Source organism: Arenibacter sp. 6A1 (assembly GCF_012272855.1).
Lineage (GTDB): Bacteria > Bacteroidota > Bacteroidia > Flavobacteriales > Flavobacteriaceae > Arenibacter.
Genome location: NZ_JAAXCQ010000016.1, coordinates 94,460 through 110,876 on the forward strand (window position 1 = coordinate 94,460; position 16,417 = coordinate 110,876).

Sequence of the window (16,417 nt, forward strand, 5' to 3'; positions counted from 1 at the left end):
GAATTAAAATGAAAATAAAAAAAATACTTACTGTACTAGCAATAGTTGTATTGGTTGGTTCTTGTGACAAGGGTTATGAAGAGCTTAATGTAAACCCTACAAAACCAACACAACTAGATCCTTCAACGAAACTTACTTTTGTTCAGCTATATACTGGCGGAAGTAGTTATGTGGCCTATTTGTTTTGGAATGTTATTCATTTAATGCAGAATATTCAACATCTTAACAATACCTCTTATGTGTCCTTTTTATATAAGGAAGGAAACACACATCAGTTTTTCGAAGAGCAATTTTCCAATACTGTTAAGAATATTGTCGATTTAGAAGCGCAATTAGAAGCAAGTGAGTCGCCTACCGTTGCAACTGATTTGGCAATTGCAAGAATACAAAAGGTTCTTATTTTTAGTAGGTTAACCGATATTTATGGTGATATACCTTATAGCGAAGCGGGAAAGGGCTTTTTAGAGGGGATTCGTTTTCCTAAATATGATAAGCAAAGCGACATTTATGCCGATATGCTAGCCACTTTAGAAAGTTCAGCGGCTATTTTAAACGCTGGTGGTGCTAGTTCTTACGGCTCGGCAGATCTGTTATATGGTGGGGATGTTCTAAAATGGAAAAAGTTTGCAAATTCCTTAATGCTTCGTTTAGCGATGAGAATGGTGAAAGTAGATAATGCCGCAGCACAAGCATGGGCTACTAAAGCTATTAGTGGCGGTGTTATGACCAGTAACGACGATATTGCTTATACGAAATATGAGAATTCTGCAAATGACGGCGGACCTAATGTAAACCCCCTAACAAAATGTTTTACTTCAAGAGCTCCAACACAAGTGAAAATTTCTAAAACGTTAATGGACTTCATGAAAGATAGAAACGACCCACGGGTTTCTGTGTTATTTTCTACCGTAGATGGGGACACAGATCCTGCATTACAATTTGGTCAAGATATTAACAATCCGGAAAGAGGTGTTGCAAACTCAAAACCAAATATTAATATTTTTGGTGGCTCTGGCGTCGTAATTTATGATGCTCCTTTTTTCTTCCAGACGTATGCTGAAGTTGAGTTTATGTTAGCTGAAGCTGCGGAACGATGGAATTTGGCAGATGGTGATGTGGAAGGACATTACAACGCAGGAGTAACTGCGGCCATGGAATATTTGGCATTATACGGTCACGGGGTTAATATAACACCAACTGAAATTAGTGATTACTTGGCAGCAAATCCTTTTGATCCTACAGAAGCATTAAAAATGATAAATGAACAATATTGGGTTGCCACTTTTGGAAACGGATTAGAAACATTTTCGAATTGGAAGCGATCGGGGTATCCTGAATTAGTTCCTGCGGAAGTAGCAACAACTCTTACTGGAGGTAAAATACCAAGAAGATTACCTTATCCTGGTTCCGAAAAACTAAATAATCCTAAAAATGTCGAAGCGGCAATATCGCAGCAGGGCGGTGATGGTCTGCTTACCAGAATGTGGTGGGATAAAGAGTAAGAAAGTTAAAGAAACTTAAGTTGCCTTACTTATACTTTTTAATGAATAATATTAATGCCACTTGTCTACAGATCAAATGTTGATGAGTGGCATAATTATAATTGATTCCCCAAAAAATTAAAGAACTATTATAAAGAATTGGGCGGAATAAATTGTTCGAATGAAAAGTTGGATTCATTTGAACATCTAGAAGACTAAAAAGACCTGTTTATTTCTGAAAAACTCTAGTAGGTCATATTTGGAAACACTAAAAAAAAAATAAAAGTTTGAACCCTATACTTATACTTTGTGTCTTAGTAATTTATTTTGGAATGCTAATGACAATTTCCTATTTCACCTCTAAGAAAAGAAGCGATGAAACCTATTTTACAGGAGACCGACAATCTCCATGGTTTTTGGTGGCATTCGGTATGGTCGGTGCGGGCCTTTCCGGGGTTACTTTCGTTTCCTTGCCAGGAATGGTAGGGAATAACAGTTTCTACTTTTACCAATTTATACTGGGTAATGTAGTAGGTTATTTTTTCATTACGTTTGTGTTGATACCGCTTTATTTTCGGTTAAGATTAGTGTCTATTTATTCCTATCTAGAAGAAAGGTACGGGAAGAAAACCTATAAGACAGGATCATTGTTCTTTTTGGTGTCTCAATCCTTTGGTGCCGCCTTGCGATTATTGTTGGCGGCAAAAATTCTTCAATTTGCCTTTTTTGACAAGTTTAATATTCCGTTTTTTTTATCGGTTATAATTATTTTACTTTTAGTTTGGTTCTATACCAACAAATCAGGGATAAAAACTATCGTGTGGACTGATACCATGCAAACCACTTTTTTGATATTAGGAGCCGTTATAACTATTTACACCATAATTACAACTTTAAATTTATCTTATGGGGAATCTGTTCAACAAGTGATTCATCATAAGTATTTTGAAGTTTTTAATTGGGACCATAAATCGAGTAATAACTTTTATAAACAATTTATTGCGGGGGTTCTGGTAGCCATTGGAATGATAGGCCTAGATCAGAATATGATGCAAAAAACATTGACGTGTAAGAATAAATGGGATGCTCAAAAAAACACCTTGACCTATAGTTTAATACTTGCGGTTACACAATTCTTGTTTATGGGGCTTGGTGTGTTATTGTATATTTATGCTGAAAATAAGGGCATATCCCTAACTATAGGTGATAATGGCCAACTCTTGGATACAGATACGTTGTTTCCTGATTTGGCATTGAATCATCTTGGATTATTTGCAGGAATGTTTTTTTTGTTAGGAATTATAGCAGCTTCTTTTTCAAGCGTAGATTCGGCCCTAACGGCTCTTACCACTTCCTTTACATATGATTTTCTGGACATATCCGATAAATCCCATAAGGAAAAGAAAAGACTTAAAAACTGGGTGTTAGTAGGATTTTCTGTTGTAATATTTATAATTATTATGTTGTTCGCAAACAGTAGGGGGGATGTCATTTCTCTTATATTCAATGTGGCGGGGTATACCTATGGTCCACTCCTAGGACTATATTTATTAGGGATGTTTACAAAAATAAATATCAAGGATAAGTTGGTGCCGTTTATCTGTGTAATAGCTCCAATAGCTACCTATCTCCTGAGTACCTATTTTAAAAAGAGTTGGGATTTCGATTTTGGTTTTTTAAGTATAGCAGTGAATGCTAGCTTAACGGTCGTTGGTCTGATATTGATTAAGGAAAAAACTAAAAGATAAAACTTGATTTATAATAATTGTCCATCTAGAATGATAAAGAATAAATGTGCTTTTGCTTAGTAGTAATAACAACAACTATTGCCGTACAATTATTCGGCACAAATTAGAAGGCGGCTGATAATAGCGTAATAGTACTAGGGATATAACCAGAATAAATCTAAGGTTCTTGAAAACCCTAAAAGCGAAACCGAATCATGCCAACCCAGGTATTGGGGACCCGATAAACCAAAGATAAAAATACATTATTAGGAATTAAAACCATTTAAAATGAAGGTTACTAAAATTTTAAGAAGCAATTTTTTTGCATTTTTAATATGCGCTATTTTTTCATTGATTGGCTGTGGACAAGCTGTCAAAAAAGTAGAACAGATAACTAGTACGGATAAAGAACATATTGTAGTTGGGGCAAATCGAACGGAAAAATATTTGCCTCAATTAAAAGGAAAGAATATTGGGATAGTTGCCAATAACACCTCTGTAATTTTTAAAGACTATGAGGGAAGGGAGCCATATATTCACCTTGTAGATTCTTTATTGTCTCTTAACATAAATATTGTTAAGGTTTTTGCTCCTGAACATGGTTTTCGAGGTAAAGCGGATGCGGGAGAGGTCATAGTGGATTCTAGAGACGCTAAAACAAATTTGCCTGTTGTTTCGCTTTATGGAAGTAATGTAAAGCCTACTGCAGAGCAATTACGTGGTATTGATGCCGTGATGTTCGATATTCAGGATGTAGGAGTTCGATTCTATACTTATCTATCTACAATGCATTATATCATGGAAGCATGTGCAGAGAATGGTATTCCTGTTATAGTTTTAGATAGACCAAACCCTAATGGACATTATATTGATGGCCCAGTTGTGGAGAAAGGCTATGAAAGTTTTGTAGGGCTTCATCCTGTACCAATTGTCTATGGCATGACCATCGGGGAGTACGCAAAAATGATAAATGGGGAAAAATGGCTTCATGAAGGACTTCAGTGCGATTTAACGGTTATTCCATTAGTAGGTTATACTTATAATTCATCTTATAGTCTTCCTTTGAGGCCTTCACCTAATCTGCCAAATGATAAAGCTATTAATCTCTACGCGAGTCTTTGTTTGTTCGAGGGTACCAATGTGAGTTGTGGGAGAGGCACTGAAAGGCAGTTTCAGATATTTGGTTCCCCATATCTCCTTGGGGATACTTATGATTTTACATTTGTACCTAAACCGAATTTTGGTTCGAAAACACCAAAATATATGAACGAAGAATGTTTTGGATTGGATCTTACAAAAACGGAGAATTTAGATAGGTTAAATTTCACTTGGCTTTTAGAAGCATACAATGGTACAAATCCAAAAGATAAGTTTTTCAATAATAACAAACACTTTGATAGATTGGCAGGAACACCAAAATTAAAAGAGCAAATAATACAGGGAAAATCTATTGAAGAAATTAGAGCTACTTGGAATAAGGGTCTTGAAGAATTTAAAAATATTAGGGATAAGTATTTAATGTATCAATAATCATAAAATTGCATGGCTGCTAGTAATAATCATAAGTAATGAGTATGGACACACTAAAAAAAATAATTTCGACACAAGCTTTGGCTACTTTGAAAATTGTACGGGTCACACTCACAGTATCATTCAGTTATGCTACTACGGCTGTTGTTTAATTCAAAATTATGACCATGTAATGATAGCTTGTTTTTTCAATAAATCCTTTGGAGTTTGATATAGTATTGCCTTGAGCTACATTTATTGTAAAACTTAGGATTAGGAAAGATTCTATGTAATCATCGATGTTATGGACTACATAGAATTAAAAATAGAATTACTTTTGCTCATTACTTATTGGTAAAACACAATCGTTGTCAGCATAAAATGTAGGTTCTTTATTAAGTTGGCGAACCTTTACCTTTAGAAGGATTAAAGTGCAAGGCAACAACATTTAATATCAAACAATACAATTATATCAAGTATGTCAAATTATAAAAAAATTACCGAATCATCATCCAATTATACAAATCTGGAAATGATGGATACGGATACCATTCTCACCAGTATTAATGAGGAGGATAAAAAAATTGCCGCGGCGGTAGAAAGGGAAATACCGGCAATCACAAAATTGGTAGATGGCTTGGTGGAAAGATTCAATAAAGGAGGGCGTTTGTTTTATATCGGGGCAGGGACCAGTGGCCGACTAGGGATATTAGACGCCTCTGAAATTCCACCTACTTTCGGTTTACCTCATGATAGGGTCATAGGAATTATTGCCGGAGGGGATACCGCTATTAGGAAAGCAGTAGAAAATGCAGAGGATGATTGGAAACAGGCCTGGAGCGATTTAAAGGCCTTTGATATAAATGAAAATGATACGGTAGTAGGTATTGCCGCTTCGGGGACCACTCCTTACGTTATTGGAGGTGTTAAAGAAGCTTTGGAGAACGGCATTTTGACGGCTTGTGTTACCAATAACCCAGGCTCTCCCCTTACTCAGGCCGTAGAAATCCCTATTGCCGTTAACGTAGGACCCGAATTTGTAACTGGTAGTACACGGATGAAAAGCGGGACTTCCCAAAAATTGGTGTTGAATATGATCACTACAGCCCTCATGATCAGAATAGGACGGGTGAAGGGGAATAAAATGGTGAATATGCAACTTAGCAATATAAAATTGGTAGACCGTGGAGTCCGATTTTTAATGGATGAATTAAAAATAGAGTACCAAGAGGCCGAAATTCTTTTGAAAAAATACGGGTCGGTGAAAGCCGCTATGGATGCCCAATAAAAGAAAAATTTTGGAGTTTTTATAACAAGGAACCGGCCAAGGACGTTATTCTTTAGAAATGGCGGCCACCTCTTCAGGAGTGACGGTTTTATCCGATTTATTTCCCCAAGAATGTAAAATGTAGTTCATTACATCTGCTATCTCTTCGTCCGCTAGTCCCATGGGAGCCATGGTGCCATTATAGTTTATACCATTGACGACAATAGGGCCTTGTTGACCATATTTGATACCACGGATGCTTTCTTCTCTTTTTTTAAGTAGATAATCGGAATTGGCCAAGGGAGGAAAGGTGTTTGTAACGCCTTCTCCCTTGGACATATGGCAGTTGACACAAAAGTCGGTGTAGATGTCTGCTCCTCGTTTAATGCTTTCTTCTAATTCCTTGTCCTGGAAAATAAAAATGGACAAAAAAACGACGGAAGGAATATAGGTTAAAAAGAACAATTTCATTTTACGAAGGTTTATGAGGGATAGTAATTTTTATTCTTTTCTGGGCATTGAAGTAACCCTGACTTAGCAAAACTAGCGCTTAATTAGGGATCAATTTATAAATTCCCTTTCCTTCTACGGCCACATAAATATAACCGTTCGGAGCTTGCCTAACATCGCGTACGCGGCCAATATCGGTCATTAATTTTTCGCGTTTTACGACTTTATTGTCCTTAAGAACCAATCTTTCTAAGTATTGAAATTTTAGGGACCCTATCAATAAATTATTTTTCCAATCAGGGTATTTGTCCGAAGTCACAAAAGTCATTCCGCTCGGGGCAATAGAGGGTACCCAATAGTATATCGGTTGTTCTGTCCCTTTCATTTCCGTGCTGTCCGTGATAGAGGTTCCACTGTAATTAATGCCATAGGTAACCAAGGGCCAACCATAATTTTTGCCTTTTTCAATAATGTTGATCTCATCGCCACCTTGGGGCCCATGTTCGTGTTCCCATATGGTACCGGTTACAGGGTTTTTGATCAGGCCTTGAGGATTTCTATGGCCATAACTAAAAATAGCTTTTTTAGCCCCTTCTTGACTTACAAAAGGATTGTCTTCAGGAATAGAGCCGTCGTCATGGAGCCGGTATATTTTTCCTCCATCTCTGCTAATGTCTTGTGGATTAATGTCTCTGTCTCCTCGATCACCAATAGAGAAATACAAATATCCCTCATTGTCAAAAACAATTCGAGATCCAAAATGTTGTCCTTTAGTAGTATTTGGGGTGGCTTTGTAAAGCACTTCTGAGTTGGTTAGGCTATTGTTATCTAGTTTTGCTCGAACTAAAGTGGTGTTGCCTCCTTTTTCGGCGCCTCCTTCAGAAGAGAAGGACATGTAAATCCAGCCATTGTTCTTATAATCCGGATGCAGGGCTATATCCAATAAACCGCCTTGCCCCCTAACATAAACAGCTGGCACATTGCTTACTGTGGATTTTTTTCCGTCTTTAAAATGGATTAGTTCTCCCGACTTTTCTGTGATTAACATACTGTCATCCGGTAAGAAAGCCATTCCCCACGGAATTTGTAGTTCATCGATTATTAATTCTGTCGAAAAAGGCACTTCTGTAGGAGTATCTATCTTATTATCAGTGGATTGCGCGCAAGATAAATTCATCGTCAATAGAGTGAAACTGAGTAGTAGAATACTATACTTCATGATAAGGCGTTAGTTAATAAGTGATTAAGTAAACAAATTTACCTAAAGATAATTATAAAATAGCCAAAAATAACCAATAGCATGTAGACTATATTTTGTTCCCCATTTAAATAGAGACCTTAAAATCCTTATATAACCTATGCTTCCCAGATATTTCAAGCATATTTTTTATGCATTGCTATTAATTATCGGATCAATTATTTGTGGTTCGGCAATGGCGAATTCCACGGTAAATGGTTTTGTTTCGGATATTTCAACAGCCTTTAAAGAAATCAATACTTCTTCTGCCCATAAATTGTTATCAGGGGGTATAATTAATCACCAGTCCATAATTTTCCCAAAAAAGCAATCGCGTTCAACAAAGGAAATGAGTACTATGATGTTTTCAACTGTTATCAATGGGGCAAATGAAGAAGTTATATGTACCAATGATGGTACTACATTGGCCAAGTTTTTTCTTTGTGGTACCGGAGACAATAGAACGGTAACGGTAAATGGGAGTGGGACCATAACTTGGCAAAAGCAACTGTCCAGCTGTCCATTGGTCGGAAGTGATGCATGTCCGGTGAAGGATAATAGTTGTTATGGACCTGGCATTACTGGAGCATCTTATTTTTTAGATGCGAGCGATCCCTCGGTAGCTGGGGAATATAGGGTACGGATAGACTCTGGCGTGTTCTATTATTTCAGAGTATCGTCTAATCCTTTGAATCCTCAGTTAAGTACTCAAGATTTTGTTTGTGGTGCGCCCGGTAGGGTGGAAGTTACTAATGTTCCTTCTGGCTATGAATACAGCCTTAATTCGGTTACCGGTCCGTTTCAGGACAATCCCTTTTTTGATATAACGGCGGCTGGGGAGTATCGGGTATTTACCAGATTAAAAAACGCTTCGCAGAGCGCTTGCGTTTTTCCATCACAAATAGTAACCATTAGTGAAGTTGATATGACTGTGGCGGTGTCTAAGGTCGATATCAGTTGTAGTGGGGACAAGGGGAGTATAACTATCGATATATCTGGAGTTCCTGGATTTTATAGCTATAGGTTGATACGAAACGGGGCTACCATGAACTCTTTTGGTCCTAATAGCTCTAATACCCATACTTTTAATAACCTAGGTGCTGGTACTTATTCTGTCGCTGTCCAGGCCAGTAGTAGTTGTGCCGAAACCATCAGTACTATCAACGGAGACCCAATAACCATAGGAGCTGGATTGATTGCTGTGGATGCCACCGCCTTTGCGACGGATAGTTTTGGTTGCGGAGCAACTTCGGTAGCCATTACTCTAAATGCTAGTGGAGGTACCGCTCCTTATGAATTCAGTGTCAATGGAGGGGCGTTCGTAGGGAGTTTTACCGATGGCACTACCCATACTGTAAACAACCCTGGCACCTATAATATTGCTGTCCGTGATGCCAGTGGTTGTTCTAAAAATACTGTGGTTGATGTAGAGAATATTCCACCTCCCGTCTATAATATCACTACTGAAGATGCCAACTGTGGAGGAGCTAATAATGGGAGTATCACAGTAAACGTTACCAATAGCAACGGTTATAATTTGGAATACAGTATTAATAACGGGACAAGCTTTCAAAACAGTAACGTTTTCTCTAATTTGTCTCCGGGTACTTTTGAAATAGTTGTTCGTTATCAACAAGATACTTTTAGCTGTAACACTCCAGCAATTAGTAGGTCCATAGGCACACCTTCTACGATAGTTGCCAGCGCCAATGTAACCCAAAGCCCTAGTTGTCTAAGTCAAAACGGTGGGCAAATTACCTTTTCCGGAGTTAGTGGTGGGGTAGGTCCATATGAATACAGTATAGGATCAGGTTTTATTTTAGGTAATACTGTTTTTAGCGGACTTTCAACCGGAACCTACAGCCCCCAGATCCGGGATGCCAATGGTTGTGTAGAGACCTTACCGGCCATTGTTTTTAATCCGCTTGACAAACCGACCGATATCGATTTTACTATTACGGGGATCGATTGTGCAACTTCCACGGCTTCAGTTAGCTTGGCGGTGATTGGCGGAGCAGGTATAACCGATTACCAGGTTATTTCTCCAATAACGGTAAATAATGGTGCTAACAATAACTTTACCGGATTGGCTTTAGGGAGTTATACTTTTAGGGTTACCGATGCCGAGGGGTGTAGTTATACCGAAAGCTTTGCAATTACCGATATCAGTTCTATTGGCGTCAGCAGTCAGGTTGTTCGCAATAGTAGTTGTATTGGTGACAGTGATGGGGAAGGCCGGTTTATTGTTGATGGTTTTAGCAGTACCTACAGCTATCAAATAGATGGAAATCCTATGCTTACCGGTCAAACTTCTAATGTTATTCCCTTAAGCGGTTTAGTCGCGGGTTCCTACGCGGTTACAGTAACGGACGAAGTTACTAGTTGTACGGAATCGAGCATATTGACCATTGCAGAACCTTTGGCCCCTCTGACCATAGCTCCGATTTGGACCGATATGAGTTGTCAGAATAATAATAGGGGATCGGTAAATGCGAATGCTTCTGGCGGATGGGGAGGGCATAACTATACGCTCACTAGGCCAAATGGCAGCACCATTGGTCCTAGGAGCAATCCAAATTTTTCGGGACTCACAGATGTCTCAGGCTTATACACTATAACAGTGATAGATGGTGGTGGTTGTTCAGCTTCTGCCAGTTATGGCTTTACGGCGCTATCCGCTCCTACCTTAGTATTAGATATCGCTGCCTCCGACTTTTGTTTCGATAATACCGATGCTACTACTTTGGTGGTAAATGCTAGTGGTGGCGATGGCAATTACGAATATAGAATAAACAATGGGACATGGGCACCAGGGGCAATGAGCGCTAGTTTTGGGAATCTAGGTCCTGGCAACCATAAGATAGAAGTTAGAGATGGCAACAATTGTATTGGTAGCATTGCCCGGTATATTAGACCGCAAATAACCTCTAGAATCAGTATCCAAAAAGAACTCACCTGTAGCCTAACAGGAACCGGAGATGCAGAAATTAGGGTGACATTAAGTAATGGGAACCCACCTTATAACACCTATGAATTAAGTTATAATGGTGGTGCGTATGTAGGTGCGACTGCTATAGCGGGGAGTAGTTTTGTATACACCACTGGAATTTCAGGTACTTATCAATTCCGGATTACGGATAATTTTGGATGTATGGTCGAAACTAATATTGTAACCATAGACCCCACGGCAACCATTGTAGCAAATGCCATGGTCACCGATCCAAGATGTGGTGACCCCAATACAGGGGTAGTAGAATTGGAGCCAGATACTTCGGTCGGAATTCCGCCTTTTCAATATAGCATTGATAATGCTGTGGGCTCGTTTACTAATCAGAACGTTTACGGAAATCTTTCGCCGGGGAATTATACTTATTATGTCAGAGATAGTAGAGGATGCAGTGTAGGAGTAGACTTTACCATAGGGCCTCCAATAGCCGGAATAGATGCATCGGTAGTTGCCAATGCAGCAAGTTGTTCTGCTGGGGCAGTATTAGGTAGCATAGACGTTGTTGGGAATACAAACGGTTTGGCCCCTTACACTTATACCTTATTAGATGGTGCCGGAAATATTAGGAGTGCTATAGGCCCAACGCCCAGTGCCACTACTAGCTTTACAAATCTAACAACCGGAAGATATAGCGTAGTAACCAGGGATGCTGCCGGATGTGAAGACCGCGATGCAATCACTGTAACAGTTTCTGGATTTAGTATAGCCCCTATTCCGCCTCCGGTTCCGGTGTCTTGCGATGCAACAGGGTTTACCTATAGCGTAACGGTATCCGGAGGTTCTGGATCTTATGAAATTAGACTGTTGGGAGAGCCCGCCTATTACCCTTTAACTCCAGGAGGCGGAACCCATACTTTTAGCAATGCTTTGAATGGAATTATTTATGGGGTTCCGTATACCGTTGAGGTACACGATTTAGGAACCAACTGTTACTATTTTCAGGAAATCCCGCCCGTAGACGAACCTAATTCCCTCCAAGTTACAGCTTCGGGAACTACAGCCTCCTGTGATGTTGCTGGGAATGGTGTTTTTAGTTATGAGGTTATAGATTACTCAGGAACACAATTAGAAATATCGGTAATAGATGCTAGCACAGGAGCAATTATTTCTCCTCCAACACCCATTACGGTTCCAGTCTATACGGGAACACCTTATGCAGATCAGATCACTGCATTGCCCCCAGGAAGTTATCAGGTCTTGGTAGAAGATTTGAATTCTAATTGTACAAGCAGTGCCCAGGCCCTTATAATTCAGGATATTCCAACAATTAGTGTCGATCGCAATACCAACGCCAATTGTAATAATCCCAATGGACGACTGATAGTACGTGGGGTGGGGGGTACAGCGCCATATCTGTTTTCTGTTGTGCCTAGAGCAAAGCCAGTGGAAACCTTTACAGCTGCTACGACCTATGATTTACCTCCTGGGGATTATGATATTTATGTGCAGGACGGCAATAGCTGTGTTTCTAACATGGGGCAGACTATTGCCATGTCTCTTGGCGTACCTACACCTACGGTAGATGTAACCAATCAATGTACCGCTGTTTCGTCCTATATCGTAGCGGTTACTTCTCCATTAAGTAGCGGAACATCACCAGAAACAACTTTTCAATATGATATGGGCGGCGGGTTTCAATCTAGCCCCACCTTTACCGTGCCCAATCCGGGGAGCTATACTATCACGGTTCGCGATGGTAATGGATGTACCAATACCGTAGAGGCAGCCGTATTCGATTTCTTTTCTATAACTGCAAGTGCTACTGCAGAACCTTCTTGCAATAATTCAGATGGAATTATAACGGTAGAAACTTCGGGTGGAAGTGGCGATTTTAATTATGTTTTGGATGATGGTGTCAATCCGGTTATTCTTCAATCGGATAACCCGGTATTTACCGGTTTACCTCCAGGGAATTACAACATTACTGTTACCGATAGAAGTTCTAATACCCTGCCATTGTGCCAAGATACCGCTACGGTAGAAATTATTACGGTATCGCAACCTATAATTGATTCGGTGAGCATTACGGATATTTCTTGTTTTGGGAGCGCCGATGGCAGTATTACGGTCGATTTAGTCCCTTCTTCGGTAACGGACGGGCCTTTTACGTATAATTTATATGATAGCACTAATACATTGGTAAAAAGCCAGCCCGATGCTATTTTGGATAATTTATCGCCCGATACTTATGAGGTTGAGGTGGTGTCTAATAGAGGGTGTGTGTCCCTACGCTTAGAAGCAACTATAGCAGAACCAACCGTATTAATGGGGAAAGCAGATGCGCCTTCATTTAGCTGTAATCCGGCAATTAATACCTTTAATACCACAACCTTAACTATCTATTCGGACACTAATGGCGATGGAAGCGGTAGTCTTACGGGAACTGCTCCCTATACTTATAGTATCAACGATGGGACGGCTGTTTTTGATGGTACCAACTTCCAAAGCAGTAACACCTTCGAAATTATAGATAATGGTAGCCCACAGATAATAACGGCAACTATTCGAGATGCTAACGGATGCGAATTTATAGATACCGTCAACCTGATGCCTCCCAATGGATTAACCTTTAATTTTAATGAACTTAGCCCGATTAGCTGCGATGCTTCGGGAGCAGGGGTTGTTGCCGGTACGGTAGAAATAATAATTGATCAGGGACCGGGGAATTACGGAGTAGAAATATTACCGCTAGGCTCCCAACCAGAACGAATAACTGGTTGGGCAGATAGGATTGTCTGGGATATAGATACCCCAGGGGATTATATTTTTGCGGTCAGGGATATCGACAATGGAGGGTGTCTGTATGTTACCCCTATTCACACGGTGCCAGATTATAACCTTTTAGAAGCGGAGATCAACGAGCTTAAGCCGGTAACTTGTTTTAATGGATCCGACGGTGAAATAAGTATTACAATCAATAAGTATATCGGTACATATAATTACGAGGTATTTTCTCGTGATATGGCCGGAATGGAAACATCGACAGGGGTTATGGGTAGTTTTGATACCGAGAACCCTATTAATACGCCAGAAATTATTAGAGGGGTGCCGGCAGGAAACCTTGTTGTTCGCATTCTAGAATTAGACAGTCCATATTGTACTTCCATTAGTAACGTTACTACCGTAAAAGGACCTGATAGGGCCTTGGAGGTAACACCGGTACAAACCGCTGGTGTAACTTGTTTTACTCCTGGGAGGGGCGAAATTACCGTTAGTGGCGATGGTGGTTGGGGCGGATACCAATATCAATTGGAACAAGAAACCGTCACACCCGGTAGCTTTAATATTAGTACACCATTTTCTGCTACCAATGTTTTTTCAGATTTATCAAGCGGTAACTATAGGTTGAGTATTATGGATGCACAGGGGTGTGTAGTTTCAGAGGAATTTTCTCTTGATTTACCGATGCCGATTGCTGCCGATATTAGAATTGTACAACCGCTTTTATGTCCTGGTTCTAATGATGGTAGTATAGAGGCTTATAATATTAGGGGAGGAGAAGATCTAGATGGGGACGGAGAAGAATATTTGTACCAGTTAAACCGATTAAACAGTGCTGGAGCTATATTAAATACTAGTGGTTTACAAGAGTCTGTCCGATTTTACAACCTTCCTTCAGGGCGCTATACTATAAACGTATTCGATGGTTGGGGCTGTAGCTTTACTACCCAAGAAATTATTATTCAAGACCCCTTGGCAGTAGATCCGGATTTGGTAGAAACCATGTCTCCTGGCTGCGGGGATGAAGGGCGAATGGAATTGTCGGTGGCCAATCCTATGGCAGAAATGGAATATTTTTATCGCAGGAGCGGTACGTCAGATCCTTTTGTGTCCTTCGGCGGTTTAAACCTAAGTAGTGTAGAAATTATAATTCCAGATGTTAATGTTAACCCAGGGCCATATCAGTACGATGTACAAAACGGAAACGGTTGCCCCATTCAACAATCGAACGAAATTAATTTAGATAGGGCATTGCCATTGGTCATAGCCTTAGATTTGGTCGATGCCAATATAAAATGTTCAGGAGAAGCTACCGGTATCATCCGTTCGGAAGCTTTTGGTGGCGTAGGCAATTATAATTATATCTTGGTAAATAACGATTTAGATAGTGGTATTCCGGGAGTACCACGAGTACCTGGGCCGTTAGATATTGTTAGGAACTCACAAAACTCAGGTGTTTTTAGAAACTTAGATGCCGGAAGTTATTATGTCTATGCAAGGAGTGCCGGTTGTACGGCTATTTCCCCAGAAATAGTGATCAGTCCAAAAGACGCTTTAGTTTTAGAGCGTTTAGAAGCCGTGCCTGTGAGTTGTAATGGTGATTTGGATGGACAAATAAGAATAGAGGCGAGCGGTGGGAGCGGACAAATCCGGTTTTCCATTTCGGAAACCTTAAGCGAGTTTTTTGAGGGTAACGATCCCCTTAATCAAAATGCCATAACCTTTAGGGATTTGCCTCCTGGGAACTACGAAATTATTGTTCAAGACGAATTGGGATGTAGCATTTTACGGGAAATTTCCGTGACCATTCCAGAAGAATTATTGGTGGCTAATGTAGCCACTACTCCGGAAACCTGTTTACTGGCATCGGACGGATCTGTACAATTGAGTATGGTAGGAGGAACACCCTTTGTGGATGTCGGCGGATCAGTATACTATGAGACCAAAATAATTGGCCCAAATAGTATAGGAGATGAGGTGTTTGCCAGAAATGATCAGTTATTTTTTGACTATTTAATAGGTGGCGAAACCTACGTGATATTTATTAGGGATGCCAAAGGTTGTGAAACTAATGTGATAGTTCCCATAACCATGGGGGTAGAATTGATAGCAGAGGCTGAGGTAGTTTATGGTTGTGAAGGTATTTTTCCCAATAGCACAACAAGCATACTATTGGCAGATCCAAGCCTAGAGTCAACTTTGCTCTTTTCTTTGGATATAGACGATCTCTCTTTGGCAAATACCCAGACCACTTTTGGAAATTTACCGCCAGGGGAGCATACGGTTTATATATACCACGAAAACGGATGTAGCAGCTCAGTAGCGTTTACCATCGAGCCTTACGAACCCTTAACCCTAACTGTAGTAAAAACAGGCCCCGACCAGATAACGGCTACGGCAGTAGGGGGCTTTGGAGGGTATGAATACTTTTTCCAAGGCAATGCTACCGGGGCAGATACTATTTTCTATGTCAGGGAAGATAGTAATGTTACCGTATCGGTAATAGATCAAATGGGATGTAGTGCTACCATAACTATTCCCTTTGATTTTACGGGAAGGCTAGAGATACCTACCTTTTTTACACCCAATGGGGATCATAAAAATGACGAATGGGTTCCTGGGAATAGCAGTTATTTTCCAAATTTAAAAGTAAAGATCTACGATCGCTACGGTAGGGTAGTGGCTATACTGGATAATGTCTCTGGCTGGAATGGAAATTATAAGGGTACGGAAATGCCTACTGGAGATTATTGGTACGAAGTGAATACCCATGATAAGGAAAACCATCAGTATATAGGTCATTTTACCCTGTACCGATAAAAAAACAACTACTAAATACTTGATACAAAAGGGAATGAAAAATCAGGAGAATTTTTTATGAATTTTTCCTTTTTTATTTAAACATATGTTCTATATTTGCAGTCCGAAAAAATAGCAACTGTTTTATTAGAACAACCGCTGATATTTTCTTCGGGGTGTAGCGTAGCCCGGTTATCGCGCCGCGTTTGGGACGCGGAG

7 protein-coding genes are annotated in these 16,417 nt (G+C 40.0%); 5 read left to right on the top strand and 2 right to left on the bottom strand.

All coding sequences use genetic code 11. The features are described 5' to 3' along the window. Nucleotides 1–8: 8 nt before the first annotated feature. From HCG49_RS14315 to HCG49_RS14330, 4 genes are all read left to right on the top strand, one after another. On the top strand, nucleotides 9–1,502 hold the full coding sequence (locus HCG49_RS14315) for a SusD/RagB family nutrient-binding outer membrane lipoprotein (protein ID WP_168470217.1): 1,494 nt from the start codon (nucleotides 9–11) through the stop codon (nucleotides 1,500–1,502). Between the two features lie 317 nt (nucleotides 1,503–1,819). Further along, nucleotides 1,820–3,229 carry a sodium:solute symporter gene (locus HCG49_RS14320; RefSeq protein WP_240938711.1) on the top strand — a complete coding sequence of 470 codons (1,410 nt, stop codon included), beginning with the start codon at nucleotides 1,820–1,822 and terminating at the stop codon, nucleotides 3,227–3,229. A 267-nt stretch (nucleotides 3,230–3,496) separates the two neighbouring features. Then, entirely contained in the window at nucleotides 3,497–4,738 is a 1,242-nt protein-coding gene (locus HCG49_RS14325; protein WP_168470219.1) for an exo-beta-N-acetylmuramidase NamZ domain-containing protein, read from the top strand. A gap of 457 nt (nucleotides 4,739–5,195) precedes the next feature. Beyond that, on the top strand, nucleotides 5,196–6,005 hold the full coding sequence (locus tag HCG49_RS14330) for an N-acetylmuramic acid 6-phosphate etherase (protein WP_168470220.1): 810 nt from the start codon (nucleotides 5,196–5,198) through the stop codon (nucleotides 6,003–6,005). A 45-nt stretch (nucleotides 6,006–6,050) separates the two neighbouring features. Here the strand turns inward: HCG49_RS14330 and HCG49_RS14335 are convergent, their stop codons facing one another. Both HCG49_RS14335 and HCG49_RS14340 read right to left on the bottom strand, forming a co-directional pair. Continuing rightward, the gene (locus tag HCG49_RS14335) at nucleotides 6,051–6,455 is read right to left on the bottom strand and encodes a c-type cytochrome (RefSeq protein WP_168470221.1); all 405 of its coding nucleotides are present in this window, start codon (nucleotides 6,453–6,455) and stop codon (nucleotides 6,051–6,053) included. Between the two features lie 79 nt (nucleotides 6,456–6,534). Further along, nucleotides 6,535–7,653 carry a PQQ-dependent sugar dehydrogenase gene (locus tag HCG49_RS14340; protein ID WP_168470222.1) on the bottom strand — a complete coding sequence of 373 codons (1,119 nt, stop codon included), beginning with the start codon at nucleotides 7,651–7,653 and terminating at the stop codon, nucleotides 6,535–6,537. 214 nt (nucleotides 7,654–7,867) lie between these two features. Between HCG49_RS14340 and HCG49_RS14345 the strand changes: the two genes are divergently transcribed. Then, on the top strand, nucleotides 7,868–16,219 hold the full coding sequence (locus tag HCG49_RS14345) for a T9SS type B sorting domain-containing protein (protein ID WP_240938709.1): 8,352 nt from the start codon (nucleotides 7,868–7,870) through the stop codon (nucleotides 16,217–16,219). The last annotated feature ends 198 nt before the right edge of the window (nucleotides 16,220–16,417 follow it).

Bases quoted from the DNA above. Each gene is read 5' to 3' on its own strand.
- HCG49_RS14330 (WP_168470220.1), top strand. From the start codon at position 5,196: ATGTCAAATTATAAAAAAATTACCGAATCATCATCCAATTATACAAAT.
- HCG49_RS14315 (WP_168470217.1), top strand. From the start codon at position 9: ATGAAAATAAAAAAAATACTTACTGTACTAGCAATAGTTGTATTGGTT.
- HCG49_RS14335 (WP_168470221.1), bottom strand. From the start codon at position 6,455: ATGAAATTGTTCTTTTTAACCTATATTCCTTCCGTCGTTTTTTTGTCC.
- HCG49_RS14340 (WP_168470222.1), bottom strand. From the start codon at position 7,653: ATGAAGTATAGTATTCTACTACTCAGTTTCACTCTATTGACGATGAAT.
- HCG49_RS14325 (WP_168470219.1), top strand. From the start codon at position 3,497: ATGAAGGTTACTAAAATTTTAAGAAGCAATTTTTTTGCATTTTTAATA.
- HCG49_RS14345 (WP_240938709.1), top strand. From the start codon at position 7,868: ATGGCGAATTCCACGGTAAATGGTTTTGTTTCGGATATTTCAACAGCC.
- HCG49_RS14320 (WP_240938711.1), top strand. From the start codon at position 1,820: ATGACAATTTCCTATTTCACCTCTAAGAAAAGAAGCGATGAAACCTAT.